Below are 18,911 nucleotides of genomic sequence, written 5' to 3' on the forward strand. Positions count from 1 at the left end.
AAGTGGTATGACCAGTTAGCGTCACTGCAGGTTGCGAGTGGTGTCCGCCAACTTGTTCAGGAAGTCCGTGTAGGTGAGTGCGAATCCCACCTTGTCGTCGTAGTCGAGCGGTGCAACATTGCCGGCGGCCACGGCTGGAACACGATCCCACGCCGGGTTGCCCGGCCAGGAGTCGAGATTCTGGGCGACGACGACATCGGCGTCGGCGAGCACATCCGCATTCTCCCAACCGAATTCGGCGCTGTAGCCGCCGATCGCGGCCGACTGAGCGGCGGTGATCGCGTCGTTGGACAAGATCGTGTAACCGAGTGACGACGCTACGTCGACGGTCAGGTTGTTCGGGGTGTTGAACACGAAGAACTTGTCCTCGATCAGCGATACGAAGGCGATCGTCTTGGTCTGCGCGACGGAACCGACGTCGTCGCGGGCAGTGGCGAGAGCGGCTTCGTACCGCGCCTGTGCTGCCGAGGCGGCGGCGGTCTTGCCCAGTAGTGCCAGTTGCTCGCCCATGAATCCCAGAGGCCCGCCGAGTGATTCGGTCTCCTTGTCGGGCGAGCTGCCGTCCTGGATCACCAGAACCGGTGCGATGTCCTCGAAAGTGAGGTTCTGTGACTTGTAGCTCTCGTACCAGCCGACGGAGATGAGGATCAGGTCCGGGTTGTAGCTCAGCACGTCCTCCTTACTGAGATTGCCGCCCAAATGCCCCGCATCGGCAGGGACCTTGGATGCGAGATGGCTCGACTCGTCGTAATCGAGGGCGACGATCGGGTAATCGGCGAGAAGTGCGAACTCGAGGGACGTCCGGGAGTCGATGACAACCACTCGCTGCGGGTCGGCAGGTATCTGGGCGGAGTACCCCGCGAAGCTGTAGTCGATGGTCTCGGCCGAAGGCGAGGGCTGGTCGTCGGACGAGTTGCACGAGGCGAGCGTGCCGATCAGGATCGCGCCGACCGCGAGCGCGATAGACCTGGCAAAACGGCGGCGGTGGTGCATCTGTGGTGTTCTCCAACGTGTTCGGGCAACATGGTTTGCCTTGCCTAACAACGCTAACGTGTCACCCGTGCGGGTTTGGTGCCATTCTGATGCGGTTTCATGACAGGTGAGAACGAGCGGAAGTACGCGGCGGGGGTGTGGCCGATGACCTGCCTGAACAGGTCGATGAACGTTCCAGGGTTGGCATACCCGAGGCCGCGGGCCACGGCGACGACAGGTTTGCCTGCGGCAATCTCGATCAATGCAACGCGGACGCGCACCAGAATTCGCCATTGAGTGAGCGTCGTGCCGGTGTCGGCCTGGAAGCGGCGCATCAAGGTCCGACCACTCACGCCGATGGTGCGAGCCCATTCGGAAGTGGTGCGGTCGTCCGCCGGATCGGCGATGATCTGCTGGGCAATCGAAAGAAGGTCAGGCGTTCTCGGCAACGGAATGTCGAGACTCGCGGCCTGAACGGGATGGATGAGGTCGATTGCCACCTGCTGTAGCCGTAGTCGCTTCAGGTCGGGCATGGCGTTGTTCTCGTTGTGTAACAACACCTCCCGAAGTGCACCGGTCATGGGTATGCCGACTATCGAGTCCCAATCGGTGTCGATTCGATCCGGCGTCAGGTACGTCGCGAAGATGACGGCGCCGTCGTCGGAGCGGACGCGGTGCGCAGTGCCGGCAGGAATCCAGATGCCGAGCATCGGCGGAACCATCCAGAGGTGTTCGGACGCTTCGAGGGTGACGGTCCCACCTGCCGACCACAGCAGTTCATGTTCGCGGTGGGTATGGAAATCCCAGACGCCAGTTGCCGTGCTCTTGAACCGGATGGTGCTGACGGACCACGGCTCCGCGACGATCCGGTTCGGGGTGGACACCGGCTCGTTCCACGTCGACGGTTCCAGGGTCGGCGCTCCCCACAACATGATGCCGGGGAAGTCCTGTCGCGAAGGCGTCACGAACCAAGAACGTACCGGCTTCCGGCCGTCGACCGAGGGGGTGCGCGTATCGATGGCTCGATCGAAACAGTGGTTGGCCATGACGCTTCACCGTAACAGTGCAGGTGAGAGTAATTTTAGGTAGCCCTAATTCGGATACCGTCAGGAAACCCATGACATCACTTCTCTTGCCTACCGCTGATACCGATGCCGAGTTCGCTCGCATCACCGCAGCACTTACCCGACGCGGTTTCCTCGGGGCGGGTGCCTTGGCGGGGATCGGATTGCTCACGGCCTGTGGAACCAGCTCCAGTGAATCGGCCGAGGGCTCGATGCGCACCATCAACACGGCCCTGGGGCAGGTGGAGGTTCCCACCAACCCGCAGCGAGTGGTCAGCGCCGATTACTACACGGGCCCCGCGATGTTCGACGCCGGATTCACGCCCGTCGGATTGCCGGTGGACTACGAGAACGCCGACGGTGTCCCGGAACCGTATGCGTCTGCCCTGCGGTCTCTTCCGAAGGTGGGACGCTGGTACGAGCCCAACGCCGAGGCGATAGCGGCTTTGTCTCCCGACTTGATCGTGATGACCAACCTCCTTTCGGAGAACAACCCGGATCTTTACGAGCAGATCCGGTCGATTGCACCGACCGCAGTTTTTGCCGAAGACGGCCAGTACGCGTGGAAGGAGCGCGCCCTCGGGGTCGCGGACGCACTCAACCAGAGTGCGAAGGTTCAAGAGTTGGCAGACCGATACGAGGCGCGGATCGCGAAGTTCCGCAGCGACAACGCTGACGTGTTGAGCAAGGTGAAGGTCGTCTACACCACGTACTTCGAGGAGAGTGGTTTCTCGCTGTACTCGCCGACCAAGTATCAGACGACGGTCATCAGCGAGGCCGGGTTCCAGTTCAACGACCGCTCACTCGCAATTCCTGCCGGCAGCAACGAGTGGTTCCCGAAGGAGCAGTTGGAGCTACTCGACGAAGCCGACGTCATCATCACCAACAGTGGCAAGGGCCCCATCAACGAGAAGTTGGCGAACGACACCATCTTCCAGCGTCTGCGCGCCGTCAAGAACGATCAGGTGTACTCGTTCGACTACGAGGGCGTCGCGTCGTTCGGTTGGGCCCTGACGTTCCTCGAGCAGTTCCAGCCGATTGCTGAGGAGATCAGAGCCAAGCTCTGATCTCCTCAGCGATCAAGAGGAAGCCGGCGTCACCACATCCAGCCTCGGTTGATGCTGGTCGGTGTATGCCCACGGGCGGATCTTCTCCAGTGCTTTGCCGATCCGGAACACGGTCGGTTCGTCGTACGTATGGCCGACGATCTGGACGCCCGTGGGAACGCCGTTGTGTGCGTGTCCACTGGGCACCGCTAGTACGGGGCACCGATTGGCGACGTTGAACGGCAACGTGAGAAGTGCTTCGGCGGTGGTGTTCACGTGCTGGCCCGCAACCGTGAGGCCGTCGAGCAAAGACTCGCCTGCCGGGAAGGCGATGGTGCCCGAAGTCGGGCAGATCAGCGCATCGAATGGAGCCATCGCCTCGGCGAGCTCTCGTTGCATCTGGGTTTCTTTGCGAAGGCCGTCCAGAAATGACATTTCCGCAGCGCCCTTCGACGTGAGCGCGACGTTGTCGAGCGTGTAGTCGGCAAGAAGATCACCGTGGACGCGAGCAACTTCCGCGACGGATGCACCCATGATCGTTCCGAAATGGACTTTCACCGCTGCTGCCATCGAATCACGAGTCCACGGCAACTCGATCTCCTCGACGATCGCGCCGGCATCGACCAACGACTGTGCGAGAGCCCGGGTGTTCGCCTCGATGTCAGGCTCGATGGGGAAGTCACCGAGCCGCAGGCACAGGGCAATGCGCATTCCCTCGACCGTCGGGTACTCGTGTGGCAGCGTGATCGCCGGCCTCAGGGAAGAATGGTCACGCGGATCCGGCCCGATCAGAACGTTGGCCAAAAGAATTGCGTCGTCGACAGTTCGGGCCATCGGACCGTCGCCACGGTAGGAATCCATGGACAGCGGGGCGACCCCGGGAATGCGGCCGTACGACGCTTTGAGTCCGACGGTGCCGGTGAAGCCTGCCGGGCCCCGCGTCGACCCACCGATATCGGATGCTGTTGCCAGAGTGGTAGTTCCGGCAGCGAGTGCAGCGCCCGCACCTCCGGATGACCCGCCGGGGCTGTAATCGAGATTCCAGGGATTGCGAGTCACGCCCCATAGTGGAGAGTGCGTGAACGCCGCAACACAGAACTCCGGCGTCGTGGTGCGTGCGTGAATCAAGCCGCCTGCTGCCAGAACTCGATCGATCACCGGTGCGTTCTCGCGGGCGATGTTTCCGCGCGCCGCCAGCGAACCTTCGGTCAGAGACTTTCCGGCAATAGCGTGTTTTTCCTTGGCAGCTACCGGAATTCCCTCGAGCGGCCGCGGATCGGGTCCGTGGCCGAGATATCGGCTCTCAGCTTCCCGAGCGCCGGTCAGTGCCTCCTCGAACATCTCTTCGGTGAAGGCATTGATGTGAGGTTCGAACTTCTGGGTTCGGTCGACGACTGCTTGTAGCAGCTCGACCGGAGACAATTCTCGCGTGCGAAAGTGTGCAATAGCTTCGGTGGCGCTGAGGTAATGCAGGTCGTCTGACATGGCGTTATCTCCCTGGAGAAGTATGTGTAGGAATCACGCGCTTCGCGCAAGGGCGCCCAGTGCGGCCGCAGTCATAGCCGTGACACCTTCGGGTAGTGCCGCGGCCGGATCCGGCGCGAAGCGCGGTGAGTGATTCGAGGGTGTGCCGGGAGGAATCCGTCCCTCGGCGAGTGCGGCGAGAGCTCTTTCGTCGAAACTCCGAAGCGCCGTCCCGCCGAAATGCCAGAATACGGAGGGGCATTGGGCAGCAGTGCCGAAGACTCCGAAGTCCTCGCTGCCTGAAAGTGGTTGCGGCAGGGTGTGCATTCCCAATCCGGCCCGGCGTAGGTCGGTCATCACCGTGGACGTTGCGTCCGGAGTGTTGACCGTGGCCGGAAAGCCGTTGTACGCATGAACGTCCGGCGCTTCGGTGGCGCCTGCTCCGTCCGCTTCTGCGCGAGCGATCCGGCCTACAGATTCGAGCATGTGTTCTCGCGACGATGCGCTGAAAGTTCGCAGACTGAGTAGTAGTTCGGCGTCGTCGGCAATGATGTTCGCAGCTGTGCCGGCGTGCAATGCTCCCACCGTGAGCACCGGTGCTGTCGGGGTTGCCGCTTCATGAGCGACCAGACTTTGAATGCGCAGCGCGAAAGATGCTGCCATCAACAAGGGGTCGATGCACGCGTACGGCGAGGACGCATGTCCACCATGGCCGTGAAAAACCACTCGAATCGTGTCGGATGCTGCCATCAAGATGTCGGGTTTGATGACCAGCATCCCAGCCGGAGTCGGACCCACGTGTTGTCCCAGGCAGAGGTCCGGTCGCGGGAAACGGTCGAAGATTCCGTCGTCGACCATCGCACGAGCGCCGGACCCGGTCTCCTCGGCAGGCTGGAAGACCGCGACAACAGTGCCGGTGATCGACGTCGGATCCGCGGAAAGTGCTGCGCACGTGGCAAGTAGCGCGGTTACGTGGACGTCGTGGCCACACGCATGCATGACGCCATCCGTCTTGGAGGCGTATGACAACCCGGTGTCTTCTGCGACCGGCAACGCGTCCATGTCGGCGCGTAGCAGGATCACCGGCCCGCTGCTCCCTTGGAGAACACCGACGACACCCGTGCCGCCGACTCCGATCGTGACGTCCCAGCCGCCGATCCGCCGAAGCTCTTCGGCAACAATTGCGGCAGTGCGAGTTTCGTTGCCGGACAACTCGGGGTGTGCGTGCAGGTCCCGGTACAGATCGAACCAGTGCGGCTCGACGGTTCGCAACCGCGACGGGTCTCCGAATTCAAGATTCGAAAGCAGTTGATTCATGGTCGATCTTCTTTCGGTTGGTGATGATCAGTTGGCGGTTTTCAGTTGCACCAGGTTCAGCATCTTTTCTCGGGTCTGCGGCGCTGCCATTACCGCGATGATCGCCACGACGGGCCCGAGCGCGAGCGATACGAACGCCGCTGACCAGGAGAGATGGTCCACGATGAATCCGAACACCAGCGGCGCGACAATCCCGGCGACCATGCCGCCGAAAATGATCATCGACGAGGCGGCTCCGACCACCGAAGAAGGCAGGCTACGAAGTGGGAGTGCAAAACACGGCATGAAAGCGAAAGAGGCAGCGGCAGATCCGAGGGTGACGAGAACGACGAACAAGGCCGTGTTGGAGGCGAAAGGAACTGAAACGAGCATCACGATGCACGCGAGCATGGACGGCACTACGACGATGCGGCTGTTGCCTGCCAGTCGATCCGAGATTCGGCCGCCGATGACGGTGGTCACGGCGGCCACCACGGTTGCCGGGATGAGAAGGAGGCTCGCACTCGAGAGGGCGATTCCACGTTCGTCATGGAGGTAGGACGGAACCCAGGACGACATCCCCCAGATCACGAAGTCGTAGCCGAAGAACATCAAGGCGAAGAGCCACATCGCGCGGGAGCGAAGTACGGTGCGCATGTTGTCCCAGGAGGAATCCGGACCGTGGTCGATCTCCGCCGGAAGTGCGGGCGGGAGCCACAACTTGATGCTGACGAGCGAGAGTACGCCGAGCGCCGCGACGGCCAGAAACATCCCACGCCAGCCGATCAACGGGAGAAGCGCTGCCGCAACGACAATGGCAAGAAGCGTACCGACGGCGTTGGAACTGTTCATCCATCCGGTTGCGGTGGCACGTTGCTCCGGGATGCTGCGTTCGGCAACCAGCTTTACTGCGGCTGCCGGAAACACGCCCTGTGCGAGACCGAAGAGAAAGCGAACAACCAGAAGCGTCCCGAACGACCACGCAAGGGCAGTGAGGCCGGTGAAGACACTCCACGCCACCAACCCGATCAGAGCCATCCGGACTGCGCCGTATCGATCGGCGAGCAGTCCACCAGGCAGTTGGGCCAGTGTGTATGCAATGAAGAACGTGGAGATGATCAATCCACGCTGGGAGTAGTCGAGATCGAACTCCTCACCGAGCAAAGGGAGGGCGAGGTTGATCGCCAGCCGATCTATGTAGTCGATCGCGTAGGCGACGAACAGCAGCGCGACCGTGACTTTGGTGGAGCGAAGCACTGGGCCTCCAAGTGGTGAACCTGTGAAGTGATTCACATATCTTTGGCAAACCGGCAGGGATCACCGGCCAGAATGCAGTAATCCAGCAATACTTGGCAGATGAAGCCGGAATCCGACGCATTTGTGATCGCGGAATCTGATCTGGAGATCATCAATGCACTCCAACTCAACCCCCGCGCGTCGTGGACGCAGTTGTCGTCGGTACTCGACATGGATTCGACGACGATCGCCCGCCGGTGGCGTCGACTCGTCTCGAACGGTCATTCGTGGGTCAACGCGGTCGCAATCGGTCGAACCCACATATTCGGCTATCTCCTGATCAGGACCACTCAGGATGCGGTTGCCGACGTGGGGGAGCGGTTACGTGAGCTGGCCTGCGCTTATCTGTTGGCCAGGACGGAAGGTGAGTACGAGTACTTCGTCGGAGTTGTGGCCGCCGACCAGAAGAGTTTGGACGCCTTGGTGTGTGAGCACCTTGCTGCCGATCCTGGAATCTTGTCGATCAGAAGCCGGGTCGGGGTGAAGGTGTACCGAGACGGCTTCAGTTGGGAGCCGGGCGCTCTGGGGCAAGCAGGTCGCGCTCAGCTGGCAACCGCTGCGGCGCCGGCAGATCCGACAGTGTTCCGTGAGTCCGACGGTGCCCTGTTGGAGGCGCTCGGCCGTGACGGACGTGCCAGCTATGCGCGTCTCGCCGCGATTTGTGGAACGAACGAGACTGCGATTCGACGGCGCTTGGCCCAGCTGACTGCCTCGCAACAGTTGATTTTCCGCTGCGATGTCTCGCAACAGGCTGTCGGTTCACCGTTCGAAGTGATCTTCGATGTCGCTGTGGACGGTTCCACCGACGAACTCGGCAATCTTGTGTCGAGTTGGCCGGAGATCAGATTGTTGGTGGCGACCACCGGAACAGCGAACATGTTGATCAGCGTGTGGCTGAGCAGCCTCGCGCAGAGTCTTGTCGTCGAGGATCGACTCCGCCGAATCGGTAGTGTGCGGATCCTCGATCGACGTGTCTCGCTGTACCCGATGAAGCGGTTCGGGCAGCTACTCGGACCGAGCGGAGTGGCGGAAGGTCATGTCCCGGTCGCAATTTGGGGCGCCGACGACGTTATTCGTTGAGCGTCAGTCGATCGGCGTCCGATTGTCGTCGACGAGGTGTGTATCGGAGTCGGTCGCACGGGAGCGCTTCCAGATCATCCGCGCCAGCGCACCCAGTACGGACACTGCCAGGACAACGCCACCGCCGATGATGCCGGCCGACGAGTCGGGGAAGATGCCCTCGAGCAGCAGCCAGACACCGAAGACGAAGAACAGCACCGCGGCGCCGATCTTGATGAATCCGTCCGGGAGGTGCTTGCCCAGTACCGAGCCGACGATGATGGCGAGAGCGTCGGCCGCCACCATGCCTACCGTCGACCCGATCCAGACGCCGATCCAGTCGTTGTCTGTCGCAAGGGTGATGGTGGCGAGCATGGTCTTGTCGCCGAGTTCTGCCAGGAAGAAGGCCGACGCGACGGCGATGAAGGCGGATCGCGTGACGCGACCGGCTTTGTTCTGCTCGTCGTCGGTGAGATCGTCACCGCGCAGGGTCCAGAGGCCGAAGATCAGGAACGCGATCCCGCCGACGATGGAAATTGCCGCGGTGGGGAGTGCGACGCCCAGGTAGTGGCCGACGGCGACCGAGACAAGGTGAACAAGGGTGGTGGCGACGGTGATTCCGCCGAGAACGACCCACCAGCGATATCGCAAGGCAAACGTCATTGCCATCAGTTGCGACTTGTCGCCGAGTTCCGCGACGAAAATGACGCCGAAACTCAAAAGTATTGCGGCAAGCAAGGTTTACTCCTCCGGTCGGTGTAGGTCGGAGGAAAAATGCGAGCCTCCGGCCTGGGCAGGCGCATAGTGCGCTTGTCCGGCCGAAGGTCTCGCCCACCGAGGCCACAGGACCTTCGGTTCGCCAGGCCGGGTGCTTCGCGATCCACACCAGGCGGAGCGCGTCGAACCAGTATGTCGACACAGGCGATTGGGGGCTACTCCCCTTCGTTGCTACCCACGTTAGCGCGGTCGGCTCGAATTGGCAAAGCGCACAGCAAGTTTGGGAGTCCGAACTTATCGCTTACCGCGGCCGTCACGAAGCGAGGAGCATGGCCAAAACAGCGGTGTCGGGATCGCTGATCAAATCGATGCCGACGCGGCTGATCATGGAGACGACCGTGCCGTCCGGCTCTGCCTCCACCCAGGCCGCACGATGCTCCAAGCCCAGGTAGGGAAGTCCTGGCAGTAGTACGCACCCCGACGCGCTTCCCTCGCATTCCGGCAGGCTGGGGGTAGTTTCCGACGGCGGGTGCAGCATGATCAGTGCCGGCGGCTGATGGTCGGAGAAACGGCCGGGTGTCAGTGCAAAATCGCCGAGCACCGGACCTTCGGCAACCACCAGACCGACGGTGCCGGGTTGCGGATCCTCGGGAACGTCCTCACGCACTCCGAAGACCGTCGTCGTCGGCAACAATCCCGGCATCGAGGCCACTCGGACAGCCAGGGCGAGAAGCTGCGCCCACTCCTGGGTGGTGTCCGGCCAACGGCCGGAAATGACGAAACCCTGCAAAGACCCAGCGGCTTGGAACGGAGAAATGCCTATTGCTTCGTTTCTGTTCATTTCTGTTCCTCCCTCGGTGCTGGGGCAAATCTCGGTCTGACGCGCATGCGTCGGTCCGGCACACCTCGTTGGGTAATCGAAATATGCACCTATTCGGTACTGGCACACAAGACAGGGAGAGTGCCAGCCAGGTTTGCGCTGGTGAGAGCGGTGGTATGCGCAGGCATGACTCTGTCGAAGAACCGTTCTCGGCTCGAAGACCTGGCAACGCAGGCGTGGATCTTCGGGTATCCCCTGTTGATTGCGGCGGTATCGCGTGACGTCATGACGGCGACGCCGACCCCGGTGGCGATGAAAGCCCCGCTCAACCAGTTCGCTTATGCGCGTACGACGCCCGACGCGAGCTTCACCGATGTCGTCTCGCCGAACGCGGACACTCTTTACTCGTCGGGGTGGCTGGACGTCTCGACGGAACCGCAGGTGCTCTCGCTGCCGGACTTCGGCACCCGGTACTGGCTGGTCCCCATCCTCGACGCGTGGAGCGACGTCTTCACGGTGCCGGGATCTCGGACGGTAGGACGCACCGGGGGACCGTACCTGGTGGCCGGACCGAATTGGAAAGGCAACGTGCCCAAGGGTTTGACGCTGCTGCGGTCGCCGACGGCGATGAATTGGATAGTCGCCCGCTACGCGACGTCAGGGGGAACAGACCTGGCCGAAGTGCACAGCCTGCAGGACCGGACGCGACTCACACCACTGTCGGAGTGGACAGGTGATCCGCAGGACTACACGCCCGGAGAAGTTCCGGTGAACTCTGCTGTCGACACGCGCACACCGCCGGTGGACCAGGTGGCCGCAATGGACGGCGAGACCTTCTTCACCACGCTCGACGCACTTCTCGACGACAATCCTCCGCGTCCGGAGGATACCGAGATGATGAAACAGCTGTCCGACATCGGAATCGGCTCGTCGCTGCCCTGGAAGTCGCGCCCGCAAGAGGTGCGTGATGCCCTCGACCGAGCTGCGCGGACCGGAATGGACGTGCTGAGCGAGATCGCCAAGGAGGCGGAAGGCAATCCGAAGAACGGCTGGACGATGCACCGCGGCTTGGGGCATTACGGGACTCATTACGCTCAGCGGGCTCTGATCGTCTGGCTCGGTTTCGGGGCCAACCTCGACGCAGATGCCGTGTACCCGCACGCTACGACGGACGTCGACGGTAAGCCTCTGACCGGTGAGAAGAAGTACGTACTTCATTTCGAGAAGGACGAGCTCCCGCCGGTCGAGGGATTCTGGTCGCTCACGATGATGAACGAGCGGCAGTACTTCGTGGACAACCCGATCGATCGATATGCCATCGGCGATCGAAGTGATCTGGTGTTCGCCGACGACGGCTCGTTGGACATCTATCTCCAGCACGAGTCGCCTGGTGGCGAGAAGGAGCGGAACTGGTTGCCGGCTCCGTCCGGTGACTTCAACGTCTTTCTGCGCCTGTACTGGCCGAAGGCTGCAGTGCTGTCGGGATCGTGGACCGCGCCCGGTATTCGGGAAGCAAGCATTCGGGAAGCAGGCTGAAAGTCCCCTCGCTTCGTACCCGAAGAGCACAACTCGGTATCAGCCGCGCGTTTCGATGGGCGGAAAGGTCACGATAGCCATACGATCTGTCGGTATTGCCCTGTTTGAAGAGCTGTTGAATCGGTCAGAGACACCCGCTTGCTTCGGAGGCTACTGATGGTCACGCAGAACCCGTTCGTGCAGTACGGCAAAGAGATCTGGTGGATGATCCTGATCCGCGGAATCTTCGGCGTGATCTTCGGAATCATTGCGCTCGTGTGGCCGGGAATTACCGTGGTGGCCTTGGTTTTCCTGTTCGGTATCTACTCCATTGTCGACGGCTTGATCACGCTCGTTCGAGCCATCCGGGACCGCGAACACCTGAGTTCGTGGGGATGGTGGGTGTTCACCGGCGTCGTTTCGGTGGGAGCCGGTATCGTCGCGCTGGTCTGGCCAGGCATCACGGCGCTGGTACTTCTGTACATAATTGCCTTCTACGCCATCATGTTCGGAATCTTCGGAATTGTCGGCGCCTTCAAGATGAAAGCGCTGCCCGGATCCAGTTGGGGATGGCTGCTCGCCGCGTCGGTGCTCGCGGTCATCTTCGGCATCATCCTTCTGATCGCACCAGGCGAAGGCATCATCAGCCTCATCTGGTTGTTGGGTTGGTACGCAATCTTGTTCGGCCTCTTCATGATCGTGGGCGCATTCCAGATCAGAAGCCGGGCAAAGGAAGCCGGTGTTCTCTAAGAAGGGCAAGCCGGCCGCCGCGGCTCCCGCTCCGATCCCCACGCTTTCCGGTAGTGCGAACTGGTCGATCCCGCGCGGTCTGATCGTCCTGCTCGGTCTCGCGGCCACCGTGGTTGCCGTCGGCGGAATGAAGGTGTTCGGCGGCATCCTCGGACCGGTATTCCTGGCCCTCGTGCTGACGATTGCCGTTCAGCCCATTCAGGATTGGTCACAGCGCCGAGGGTGGCCCAAGTGGGTCGGGATGCTCGGCTCACTGGTCACCGTGTACCTGATTCTGCTCGGGTTGGCGGCGTCGTTGATCGTGTCGACGGCCCAGTTGGCGACAATCCTGCCTCAATACTCCGAGGAGATGACCAACCTCCTCAACGAGGGCCGCGACAAGTTGGCCGACTTCGGAGTCAGCACCGAACAGATCCAAAGCACACTCAGCAGTATCGATCTCACGAAGGTCGTGGGCGTACTCGAAAGCGGGCTGGAAGGTCTGCTCGGCATTCTGTCGGATCTGGTGTTCATCCTCGCGCTGTTGCTGTTCATGGCTTTCGACGGCATGAGTATCCGCTCACGGTTGAATGTGCTGTCCGAGCAACGTCCCGAAATCTCCTACGCGCTCTCCACCTTTGCCGCCGGAACTCGCAAATATCTGGTCGTCTCGACGGTCTTCGGCCTCATCGTGGCGGTACTCGACGGTGGTGCGCTGTGGCTGATGGGCATTCAGCTGCCCGTCCTGTGGGCGCTGCTGTCCTTCATCACCAACTACATCCCCAACATCGGGTTTGTCATCGGCGTCATCCCACCGGCGCTCCTGGGACTCCTTCAGGGCGGGCCGTGGCTGATGCTGTGGGTGATCGTCGTCTACTCCGTCATCAACTTCGTGATCCAGTCCATCATCCAACCCAAGTTCGTCGGCGACGCCGTCGGGCTGTCGGTGACGATGACCTTCCTCTCGCTTGTCTTCTGGGCGTGGGTTCTCGGAGCACTCGGAGCATTGCTGGCGATTCCGCTCTCGTTGCTGGTGAAGGCCGTCCTGCTTGACATCGACCCGGCCACACGCTGGGCGGACATCCTGATCAGTGGTCCTCGAACCGAACCGGATGAAGACCCGAAAGAAGAAGCGAAACCGACCCCGGCGCCCACCTAGAACTTCTCAGTGTTTCTACAAGTTGTTGCTTTATCGTCTCGCCCATGAGCGCCGAGAACACCACCGAGAACTCCCACCGCCAGCCGTCACGCCTCGGTCGACGGCTGGCAGTGGGTGGTGTGGCCGCGATTGTCGCGGCTGCGGTGGCGGGGATCGGGTTCGTGATCTTCGCGGGCGGTGCCGATTCCTCGAACACCGTCGCGATCGTGAACGCCGACGCGGGAACCACGCTCGACGGCAAGGAACTTCGGGCCGGCGACACCCTGGTGGACACGTTGGGCAAGAACGAAGACTTCGACTTCCAGGTGGTCGACAATCCCGGCGGGAACTACTTCGCGACGTTGACGGTGCCGGAAGACTTCAGCGAAACCGTCGCGTCGATGTTCGGCACTGATCCCCGCCAAGCCAGTGTCGAACTGGCGGTGAATGGCTCGGACTCGGAGAAGTCCGCCGAGTTGACCCGGGCCGTATCGGCGCAGGTCGGCGCGGACGGAATCAAGGGTTTGCTGGCTCAGACTTCGGCCGCGCGGCGCTCGATCGATCAAAACCTCACCACCGCACAGATTCTGGTCGCCGGCACCAACGAGGCCGGAAAGTCCATCGATCAGGTGAAGGCAGGCGCAGGCACTCTGCTGCCGTATCTCGAGACCGCACGCTCGGGAGCGTTGGAGTTGATGAGCGTGGCGGACCAGGTATCCGGCGTGGTCGATCAGGCGTCGGGGTCGGCGGAAGAGCTGGCCACGCGCGCTGACTCACTGGGCCTGACGCTGGGGGAGGCGTCGTCGTCGACCGCGGAATTGAAGACACGGATCGACACGTTGCAAACTGCGTTGAACGGCCTTCCGATCCCGCCCGACGTGACAGCGCAACTGGCCGGTGTGAGTTCGGATCTCGGTGCGCTGAATGCGCAATTGGGCACCGTTCCGGCGCTGTTGGGCGGCTCGGTCGGACCCGATACGGAGCTCGGTGATCTAGTCCGCACCGCGGTCGGGCAGCTGCAAGGCGCGAGCGATCAACTCAGCAGTGCTGCCGGACAATTGAACGACGGACTCATCCCCATCGCCGATCAGGCACCGCAGATGCTCGGCGACGTGACCGATCAGATCACCCAGGGATTCGCGACGCTGCAAGGGATCGCCAAGTCATTGGTCACGGGCCTCGACGGCGCAAAATCCGGTATTCCGGCGATGACCACTCCGCAGCAGGTTCAGTTGACCTCGGTGCTGTCGGATCCGGTGGCCGTGAATCAGACCAGCGCGAGCAGCGGTGACTCCGGAACTCGCACACTGGCATTGGTCTTCGGAGCCACGACGGTCCTGCTCGGTGGCGCTCTGCTGACGCGAACGGCGGCGCCCCTGGTGAGGCGCCGCCGTTCGCAAGAAGAGCTGTGACTAGACGATCAGACCTGCGGTCTGGGTACGTGCACGGTCGAAGCGGGCCGAAACGTCGTTCCAGTTGACGATGTTCCAGAATGCCTTGACGTAGTCGCCCTTGACGTTCTGGTAGTCGAGGTAGAAAGCGTGCTCCCACATGTCGAGGAGCAGCAGCGGCGTGAGGCCGATGGAGATGTTGCCCTGCTGATCGTAGAGCTGGACGATGATCAGACGCTGTCCGATCGAGTCCCACGCGAGGATGGACCAGCCGGAGCCCTGGATGGCGTTGGCGTTCGCGGAGAAGTGAGCGCGGAAGAGATCGAACGAACCGAAGTTGTCGTCGATCGCTGCGGCGAGCTCGCCTTCGGGCTTGTCGCCACCGTCAGCGCTGAGGTTGTTCCAGAAAACGGTGTGGTTGGTGTGGCCACCGAGGTGGAACGCCAGGTTCTTCTCGAGCAGGTTGGCCTGCGCTGCGATGGTGTCGTTCTCACGAGCCTCGGCCAGCTTCTCGAGTGCAGCGTTGGCGCCGGCAACGTAAGCCGCGTGGTGCTTGTCGTGATGCAGCTCCATGATCTTGCCCGAGATGTGCGGCTCGAGGGCTGCGTAGTCGTAGGGGAGTTCCGGCAGCGTGTAAACAGACACGAGGGTCCCTTCTTTGCGGGCTGGTGAGCCCTGGTGCTTTAGAGTGCGTCGATCACCGGTCACGGCGTGACGTCACTCGCGTATGTGCAAATCATTCTTCGGGTTTCCACCCAATAACATTCGTACACCGTCCGCAACAGTCCGGCTCAGGTAGTAATCACCAAAGAATAAAGTTTGGTTAACCGAACTTAGTCGGATCTAAGGGTAAGCTAATATGCGCAAATTCGTCGTAAAGGTGAACGGAACCTTAAACTTGCGCGATGCCCGCACCAGTTTTCCTCCCGGAATCACCAGAGGCGGCCGCGCCTCGGGTGAATCTTCCGGGCGCTGACCTGCTGCGAGCACTGGCGGTTGCCGCCGTGATCTACTCCCACATCTCTTTTTACGTCATCGACGATCTCGGCTCGGGTTGGTGGGTGATCGACGTCGTTTACGGCGTTCTGATCGAGCCTGCCGAACTCAACCAGCACCTCTCTTTTGTCGGGGTCGCGGTATTCATGATGCTGACCGGCGCTCTGGTGACGCGGTCCGCGATTCGTGACGGCCCCGGAAAGTTCTTGACCAACCGATTCAGCCGCCTGCTGCCCGCATTCTGGGTGGCAACCGCGATTGCCATTCTTCTGGTCCGCCTCGGAATCAACGGAATGTTCAGCGGTCAGGAAGGTCTTTCCGATACCGAAGCGTTGATGAGCTTTTTTCTCGGCGGATTCTTTCTCAAGCCCGAGGTAGCGGTTCTCGGAGTGACCTGGACGCTCACCGTCCAATTCCTCTTCTATCTCGCCTGCGTCGCGGCTCGACCGATACTGCGTCTGCGTCCAATCGTCATGCCGCTCGCCGGCGGAGCACTGTGCTCACTGGTGCTGCTCTACAACGTCTACGCGCCGTTGCCGTACACCGTGCCGATGCTGTCCAAGATCGCCGCGACGCTGCCGGCTGTCTTCCTCGGTCAGATCATGTACCTCGCGTGGGCGAAGCTCGCTCCCGGCCGCTGGCTGATCGTTGCCGTCCTCGTTCAGATGCACGTCATCATCGTGGCGACCCAGTTCCGCGTCTACTGGGCCGGCGAGCACTACCTGTGGACCATTTCGGTAGTCGCCGCAGCGGTAGTTCTCATCGGCCGCTACGACGGTGTCCCGACGCGCTGGTCGGTCGTGAAATGGCTCTCGACGCGCAGTTACATCATCTATCTCGTGCACACCCTGATCCTGTACCGCGTTGTCGAGAACACCGTTTTGTACGTCGGACCGACGCTGGCGTTCGCGCTGTTCCTTCTGGCAACGGCCGCGGTAGCAGAAATCGGCTACCGGTGGGTGGAGCTGCCCGGCGCCCGCGCGGTCACGGCGTGGCGAAACAGCCGCTCGCGCGTAGCATCGAAGCATGAGCTGGTACGACGACATTCTGGGACGAGCGTCCGCAAAATCCACGCTGATCGCGCCTGAGGACGCCCTGCCCGGGCGAGAGCAGAAAATGCCGGTACCTACCGCGCACTACGTCAACGGGCATCCGTTGACGCCGCCGTTTCCGGCCGAACTGCAGACCGTCGTCGTCGGGATGGGTTGTTTCTGGGGCGCCGAGAAGGAGTTCTGGCAGCTTCCGGGTGTGTACACAACCGCTGCGGGTTATGCGGGAGGCTTCACTCCCAACCCGACGTACGAAGAGACGTGCTCCGGACGTACGGGTCACACCGAAGTGGTGCTGGTGGTCTTCGATCCCGCAGTGATCTCCTACGAGCAGATCCTGGCGCACTTCTGGGAGAACCACGATCCGACGCAGGGGATGCGTCAAGGTAACGACCAGGGCTCGCAGTACCGTTCGGCGATCTTCACGACGTCCGCCGAGCAGGAAGAAATCGCTCATGCGTCGGCCGTCGCTTTCGGTGAACGACTTGCCGAAGCCGGATACGGCGCGATCACCACCGAAATCGGTCCGCTGCGCGACTTCTTCTACGCGGAGGATTACCACCAGCAGTATTTGGCGAAGAACCCCGGCGGCTACTGCCCGGTGCATGCCACCGGCGTCAGTTGCCCGGTCGGATTGCTCCGTCAGGATCAGGTTCCGGCGCAGACGGACATCCTTCCGCCGAGCGAATAACTGGACAGGTGTTGGAGGACACATGTGATTCAGCTCGTTAACACTTGCAACTAGATCGAAACAAAGGGAATCTCGATGTAAGAGTGTGTCGTCGAGAGAACTGAGCTAATAATGTCAGGTAGTACGCGAGGAACTGCGTCGCTGCTCCGACGCACCATTCATGTAGGCCACGATCCGATGGTTCGCCGCAGTGATCGGATCGAAGGATTCATGTCCTTCGGTCTGATCATTTTCGCGATTCTTCTGCTGCCTCTCGCGGTATGGGCAGGGGCTGCGACGGCTTCGAGCCAGAACGCACTGATCGCCAAACAATCCGCCGAACTACACAGCATTTCGGCGACGACGACTGCAGACTCGACGCAGACCACCCCCTCGACAGCCGATTACATTGCACCGACCACCGAAATGGCCAGCGCGCAATGGAACTGGAACGGTGAGGTTCACACGGGTGATGTCACTGTCGACTCGGCGACGCCCGTCGGCACCGAGGTCCCCATCTACGTCAACGATCACGGCGACAAGACCGTAGCTCCGATCACACAGAGTGCTGCCGACGTCGCAGCCGTGGTGACCGGGGTTTTCACCTGGTTCAGCGTGATGTCCCTATTGGTCATCGCGTTCATGCTGGTGCGGGTCTTTCTCGATCGTTCCCGCTCGGCCCAGTGGGACCGAGACCTACGCGCGTTCCTCGACGCGAACGCGCTGTAGATCCCGGACCTTTCCTCACTGCAGTTGGGGCATGACCTCGCTTGCGACGAGTTCGAGATGATCCAGATCGGCCAGATCGAGAGTCTGCAGGTACACGCGCTGTGAACCGGCCTCGGCGAAAGTGCCGATCTTGTCGACCAGCTCCGAAGGTGTTCCGGCCAGACCGTTCTCACGTAGCTCGTCCACGTCGCGTCCGATCGCTTCGGCGCGCTTCTTGATCTCCGCCTCGTCGCGGCCGCAGCACAGGACGAGAGCGTTGGAGTACACCAATTCGTTCGGATCGCGCTCGATGTCGATGCAAGCCTGACGAACCCGCGCAAAGATGTCCTTCGTTTCCGCGAGGGACTTGAACGGGATGTTGAACTCGTTCGCGAACCGAGCGGCGAGCGCCGGAGTCTTCTTCTTGCCCGTGCCACCGATCAGGATCGGCGGACCGTCGACCTGGTGCGGTTTGGGAAGCGCGGGAGAGTTCTTGATCTGCACGTGCTTACCGTCGTAGTCGAACGTGTCGCCGACCGGCGTACGCCACAGGCCGGTCACTACGTCGAGAGTTTCCTCGAGCAGTTCGAAGCGATCCTTGAGCGCCGGGAACGGGATGCCGTACGCCTGGTGCTCTTCCTCGTACCAGCCGGCACCGATGCCGAGGTCTACGCGGCCACCACTCATCTGATCGACCTGTGCGACCGAGATGGCCAGCGGTCCGGCGTGACGGAACGTAGCCGACGTCACCAGAGTGCCGAGGCGGATGGTGGATGTTTCGCGGGCGATTCCGGCGAGCGTGATCCACGCGTCGGTGGGTCCGGGAAGGCCGTCGGAATTCATGGCGAGATAGTGGTCCGAGCGGAAAAATGCGCCGTAGCCGAGTTTTTCGGCGGTCTGGGCAACAGTCAGTAGTTGTTCGTAGGTAGCGCCCTGCTGGGGTTCGGTGAATATACGCAGCTCCATGACTTCTACTCTGCC

Annotated in this window: 18 protein-coding genes; 9 read left to right on the plus strand and 9 right to left on the minus strand. The window is 61.6% G+C overall.

What is annotated here, in order from left to right; translation table 11 throughout:
• Positions 1 to 21: 21 nt before the first annotated feature.
• Both FEZ59_RS06410 and FEZ59_RS06415 read right to left on the minus strand, forming a co-directional pair.
• Positions 22 to 993 (minus strand): ABC transporter substrate-binding protein, encoded by a 972-nt coding sequence (locus FEZ59_RS06410; protein WP_172932435.1) that lies wholly within the window; start codon positions 991 to 993, stop codon positions 22 to 24.
• A 53-nt stretch (positions 994 to 1,046) separates the two neighbouring features.
• On the minus strand, positions 1,047 to 1,937 hold the full coding sequence (locus FEZ59_RS06415) for an AraC family transcriptional regulator (RefSeq protein ID WP_346343221.1): 891 nt from the start codon (positions 1,935 to 1,937) through the stop codon (positions 1,047 to 1,049).
• Between the two features lie 152 nt (positions 1,938 to 2,089).
• On the opposite strand from FEZ59_RS06415, the gene FEZ59_RS06420 reads away from it, so the two are divergent.
• A complete protein-coding gene (locus tag FEZ59_RS06420; RefSeq protein ID WP_019746353.1) occupies positions 2,090 to 3,103 on the plus strand; it encodes an ABC transporter substrate-binding protein in 1,014 nt (337 codons plus the stop codon).
• 12 nt (positions 3,104 to 3,115) lie between these two features.
• On the opposite strand, the gene FEZ59_RS06425 is transcribed toward FEZ59_RS06420, so the two are convergent.
• The 3 genes from FEZ59_RS06425 to FEZ59_RS06435 are packed head-to-tail and all read right to left on the minus strand — an operon-like array spanning position 3,116 to position 7,099.
• Positions 3,116 to 4,567 carry an amidase gene (locus tag FEZ59_RS06425; protein ID WP_133728270.1) on the minus strand — a complete coding sequence of 484 codons (1,452 nt, stop codon included), beginning with the start codon at positions 4,565 to 4,567 and terminating at the stop codon, positions 3,116 to 3,118.
• Between the two features lie 33 nt (positions 4,568 to 4,600).
• The gene (locus FEZ59_RS06430; protein WP_172932437.1) at positions 4,601 to 5,863 is read right to left on the minus strand and encodes an amidohydrolase; all 1,263 of its coding nucleotides are present in this window, start codon (positions 5,861 to 5,863) and stop codon (positions 4,601 to 4,603) included.
• 27 nt (positions 5,864 to 5,890) lie between these two features.
• On the minus strand, positions 5,891 to 7,099 hold the full coding sequence (locus tag FEZ59_RS06435; protein WP_020968083.1) for an MFS transporter: 1,209 nt from the start codon (positions 7,097 to 7,099) through the stop codon (positions 5,891 to 5,893).
• Between the two features lie 99 nt (positions 7,100 to 7,198).
• Here FEZ59_RS06435 and FEZ59_RS06440 point away from each other — a divergent pair, with 99 nt between their 5' ends.
• Complete coding sequence (locus FEZ59_RS06440) at positions 7,199 to 8,218, plus strand: Lrp/AsnC family transcriptional regulator (protein WP_172932438.1); 1,020 nt, start codon at positions 7,199 to 7,201, stop codon at positions 8,216 to 8,218.
• Positions 8,219 to 8,221: 3 nt separating this feature from the next.
• Here FEZ59_RS06440 and FEZ59_RS06445 read toward each other — a convergent pair whose 3' ends face one another.
• Both FEZ59_RS06445 and FEZ59_RS06450 read right to left on the minus strand, forming a co-directional pair.
• Positions 8,222 to 8,935, minus strand: coding sequence for a TMEM165/GDT1 family protein (locus FEZ59_RS06445; protein WP_019746358.1), 714 nt, complete (start codon positions 8,933 to 8,935; stop codon positions 8,222 to 8,224).
• Between the two features lie 292 nt (positions 8,936 to 9,227).
• Complete coding sequence (locus FEZ59_RS06450) at positions 9,228 to 9,755, minus strand: hypothetical protein (protein WP_019746359.1); 528 nt, start codon at positions 9,753 to 9,755, stop codon at positions 9,228 to 9,230.
• Between the two features lie 165 nt (positions 9,756 to 9,920).
• Between FEZ59_RS06450 and FEZ59_RS06455 the strand changes: the two genes are divergently transcribed.
• From FEZ59_RS06455 to FEZ59_RS06470, 4 genes are all read left to right on the plus strand, one after another.
• Positions 9,921 to 11,270: a DUF1254 domain-containing protein gene (locus FEZ59_RS06455; RefSeq protein WP_021332695.1), complete on the plus strand. Its 1,350-nt coding sequence runs from the start codon at positions 9,921 to 9,923 to the stop codon at positions 11,268 to 11,270.
• A gap of 156 nt (positions 11,271 to 11,426) precedes the next feature.
• Positions 11,427 to 11,999 (plus strand): HdeD family acid-resistance protein, encoded by a 573-nt coding sequence (locus FEZ59_RS06460; RefSeq protein WP_019746361.1) that lies wholly within the window; start codon positions 11,427 to 11,429, stop codon positions 11,997 to 11,999.
• Entirely contained in the window at positions 11,989 to 13,137 is a 1,149-nt protein-coding gene (locus FEZ59_RS06465) for an AI-2E family transporter (RefSeq protein ID WP_020905730.1), read from the plus strand. The genes FEZ59_RS06460 and FEZ59_RS06465 overlap by 11 nt, the downstream gene beginning before the upstream one ends.
• 44 nt (positions 13,138 to 13,181) lie before the next feature.
• Complete coding sequence (locus tag FEZ59_RS06470) at positions 13,182 to 14,528, plus strand: hypothetical protein (RefSeq protein WP_172932439.1); 1,347 nt, start codon at positions 13,182 to 13,184, stop codon at positions 14,526 to 14,528.
• Here FEZ59_RS06470 and FEZ59_RS06475 read toward each other — a convergent pair whose 3' ends face one another.
• The gene (locus FEZ59_RS06475; protein ID WP_003944189.1) at positions 14,529 to 15,152 is read right to left on the minus strand and encodes a superoxide dismutase; all 624 of its coding nucleotides are present in this window, start codon (positions 15,150 to 15,152) and stop codon (positions 14,529 to 14,531) included.
• A gap of 260 nt (positions 15,153 to 15,412) precedes the next feature.
• Between FEZ59_RS06475 and FEZ59_RS06480 the strand changes: the two genes are divergently transcribed.
• The 3 genes from FEZ59_RS06480 to FEZ59_RS06490 all read left to right on the plus strand — a co-directional run bounded on the left by FEZ59_RS06480 (position 15,413) and on the right by FEZ59_RS06490 (position 17,951).
• Positions 15,413 to 16,591, plus strand: a complete 1,179-nt coding sequence (locus tag FEZ59_RS06480) for an acyltransferase (protein WP_021332697.1) — start codon at positions 15,413 to 15,415, stop codon at positions 16,589 to 16,591.
• Positions 16,530 to 17,243, plus strand: coding sequence for a peptide-methionine (S)-S-oxide reductase MsrA (gene msrA / locus FEZ59_RS06485; protein ID WP_020905733.1), 714 nt, complete (start codon positions 16,530 to 16,532; stop codon positions 17,241 to 17,243). Before FEZ59_RS06480 ends, msrA begins: the two co-directional genes overlap by 62 nt.
• A gap of 210 nt (positions 17,244 to 17,453) precedes the next feature.
• On the plus strand, positions 17,454 to 17,951 hold the full coding sequence (locus FEZ59_RS06490) for a hypothetical protein (protein ID WP_225989429.1): 498 nt from the start codon (positions 17,454 to 17,456) through the stop codon (positions 17,949 to 17,951).
• A gap of 15 nt (positions 17,952 to 17,966) precedes the next feature.
• Here the strand turns inward: FEZ59_RS06490 and FEZ59_RS06495 are convergent, their stop codons facing one another.
• Positions 17,967 to 18,896 (minus strand): LLM class F420-dependent oxidoreductase, encoded by a 930-nt coding sequence (locus FEZ59_RS06495; RefSeq protein WP_020905735.1) that lies wholly within the window; start codon positions 18,894 to 18,896, stop codon positions 17,967 to 17,969.
• Positions 18,897 to 18,911 lie beyond the last annotated feature (15 nt).

It is taken from the genome of Rhodococcus sp. MS13 (assembly GCF_013277835.1).
In the GTDB taxonomy this organism is placed as follows: Bacteria; Actinomycetota; Actinomycetes; order Mycobacteriales; family Mycobacteriaceae; genus Rhodococcus_F; species Rhodococcus_F erythropolis.

Excerpts from the sequence above, each read along its gene's own strand:
- FEZ59_RS06480 (WP_021332697.1), top strand. The coding sequence starts at position 15,413 with ATGCCCGCACCAGTTTTCCTCCCGGAATCACCAGAGGCGGCCGCGCCT.
- FEZ59_RS06450 (WP_019746359.1), bottom strand. The coding sequence starts at position 9,755 with ATGAACAGAAACGAAGCAATAGGCATTTCTCCGTTCCAAGCCGCTGGG.
- FEZ59_RS06410 (WP_172932435.1), bottom strand. The coding sequence starts at position 993 with ATGCACCACCGCCGCCGTTTTGCCAGGTCTATCGCGCTCGCGGTCGGC.
- FEZ59_RS06460 (WP_019746361.1), top strand. The coding sequence starts at position 11,427 with ATGGTCACGCAGAACCCGTTCGTGCAGTACGGCAAAGAGATCTGGTGG.
- FEZ59_RS06420 (WP_019746353.1), top strand. The coding sequence starts at position 2,090 with ATGACATCACTTCTCTTGCCTACCGCTGATACCGATGCCGAGTTCGCT.
- FEZ59_RS06455 (WP_021332695.1), top strand. The coding sequence starts at position 9,921 with ATGACTCTGTCGAAGAACCGTTCTCGGCTCGAAGACCTGGCAACGCAG.
- FEZ59_RS06430 (WP_172932437.1), bottom strand. The coding sequence starts at position 5,863 with ATGAATCAACTGCTTTCGAATCTTGAATTCGGAGACCCGTCGCGGTTG.
- FEZ59_RS06490 (WP_225989429.1), top strand. The coding sequence starts at position 17,454 with ATGTCCTTCGGTCTGATCATTTTCGCGATTCTTCTGCTGCCTCTCGCG.
- FEZ59_RS06470 (WP_172932439.1), top strand. The coding sequence starts at position 13,182 with ATGAGCGCCGAGAACACCACCGAGAACTCCCACCGCCAGCCGTCACGC.
- FEZ59_RS06425 (WP_133728270.1), bottom strand. The coding sequence starts at position 4,567 with ATGTCAGACGACCTGCATTACCTCAGCGCCACCGAAGCTATTGCACAC.
- FEZ59_RS06495 (WP_020905735.1), bottom strand. The coding sequence starts at position 18,896 with ATGGAGCTGCGTATATTCACCGAACCCCAGCAGGGCGCTACCTACGAA.
- FEZ59_RS06440 (WP_172932438.1), top strand. The coding sequence starts at position 7,199 with ATGAAGCCGGAATCCGACGCATTTGTGATCGCGGAATCTGATCTGGAG.
- msrA (WP_020905733.1), top strand. The coding sequence starts at position 16,530 with ATGAGCTGGTACGACGACATTCTGGGACGAGCGTCCGCAAAATCCACG.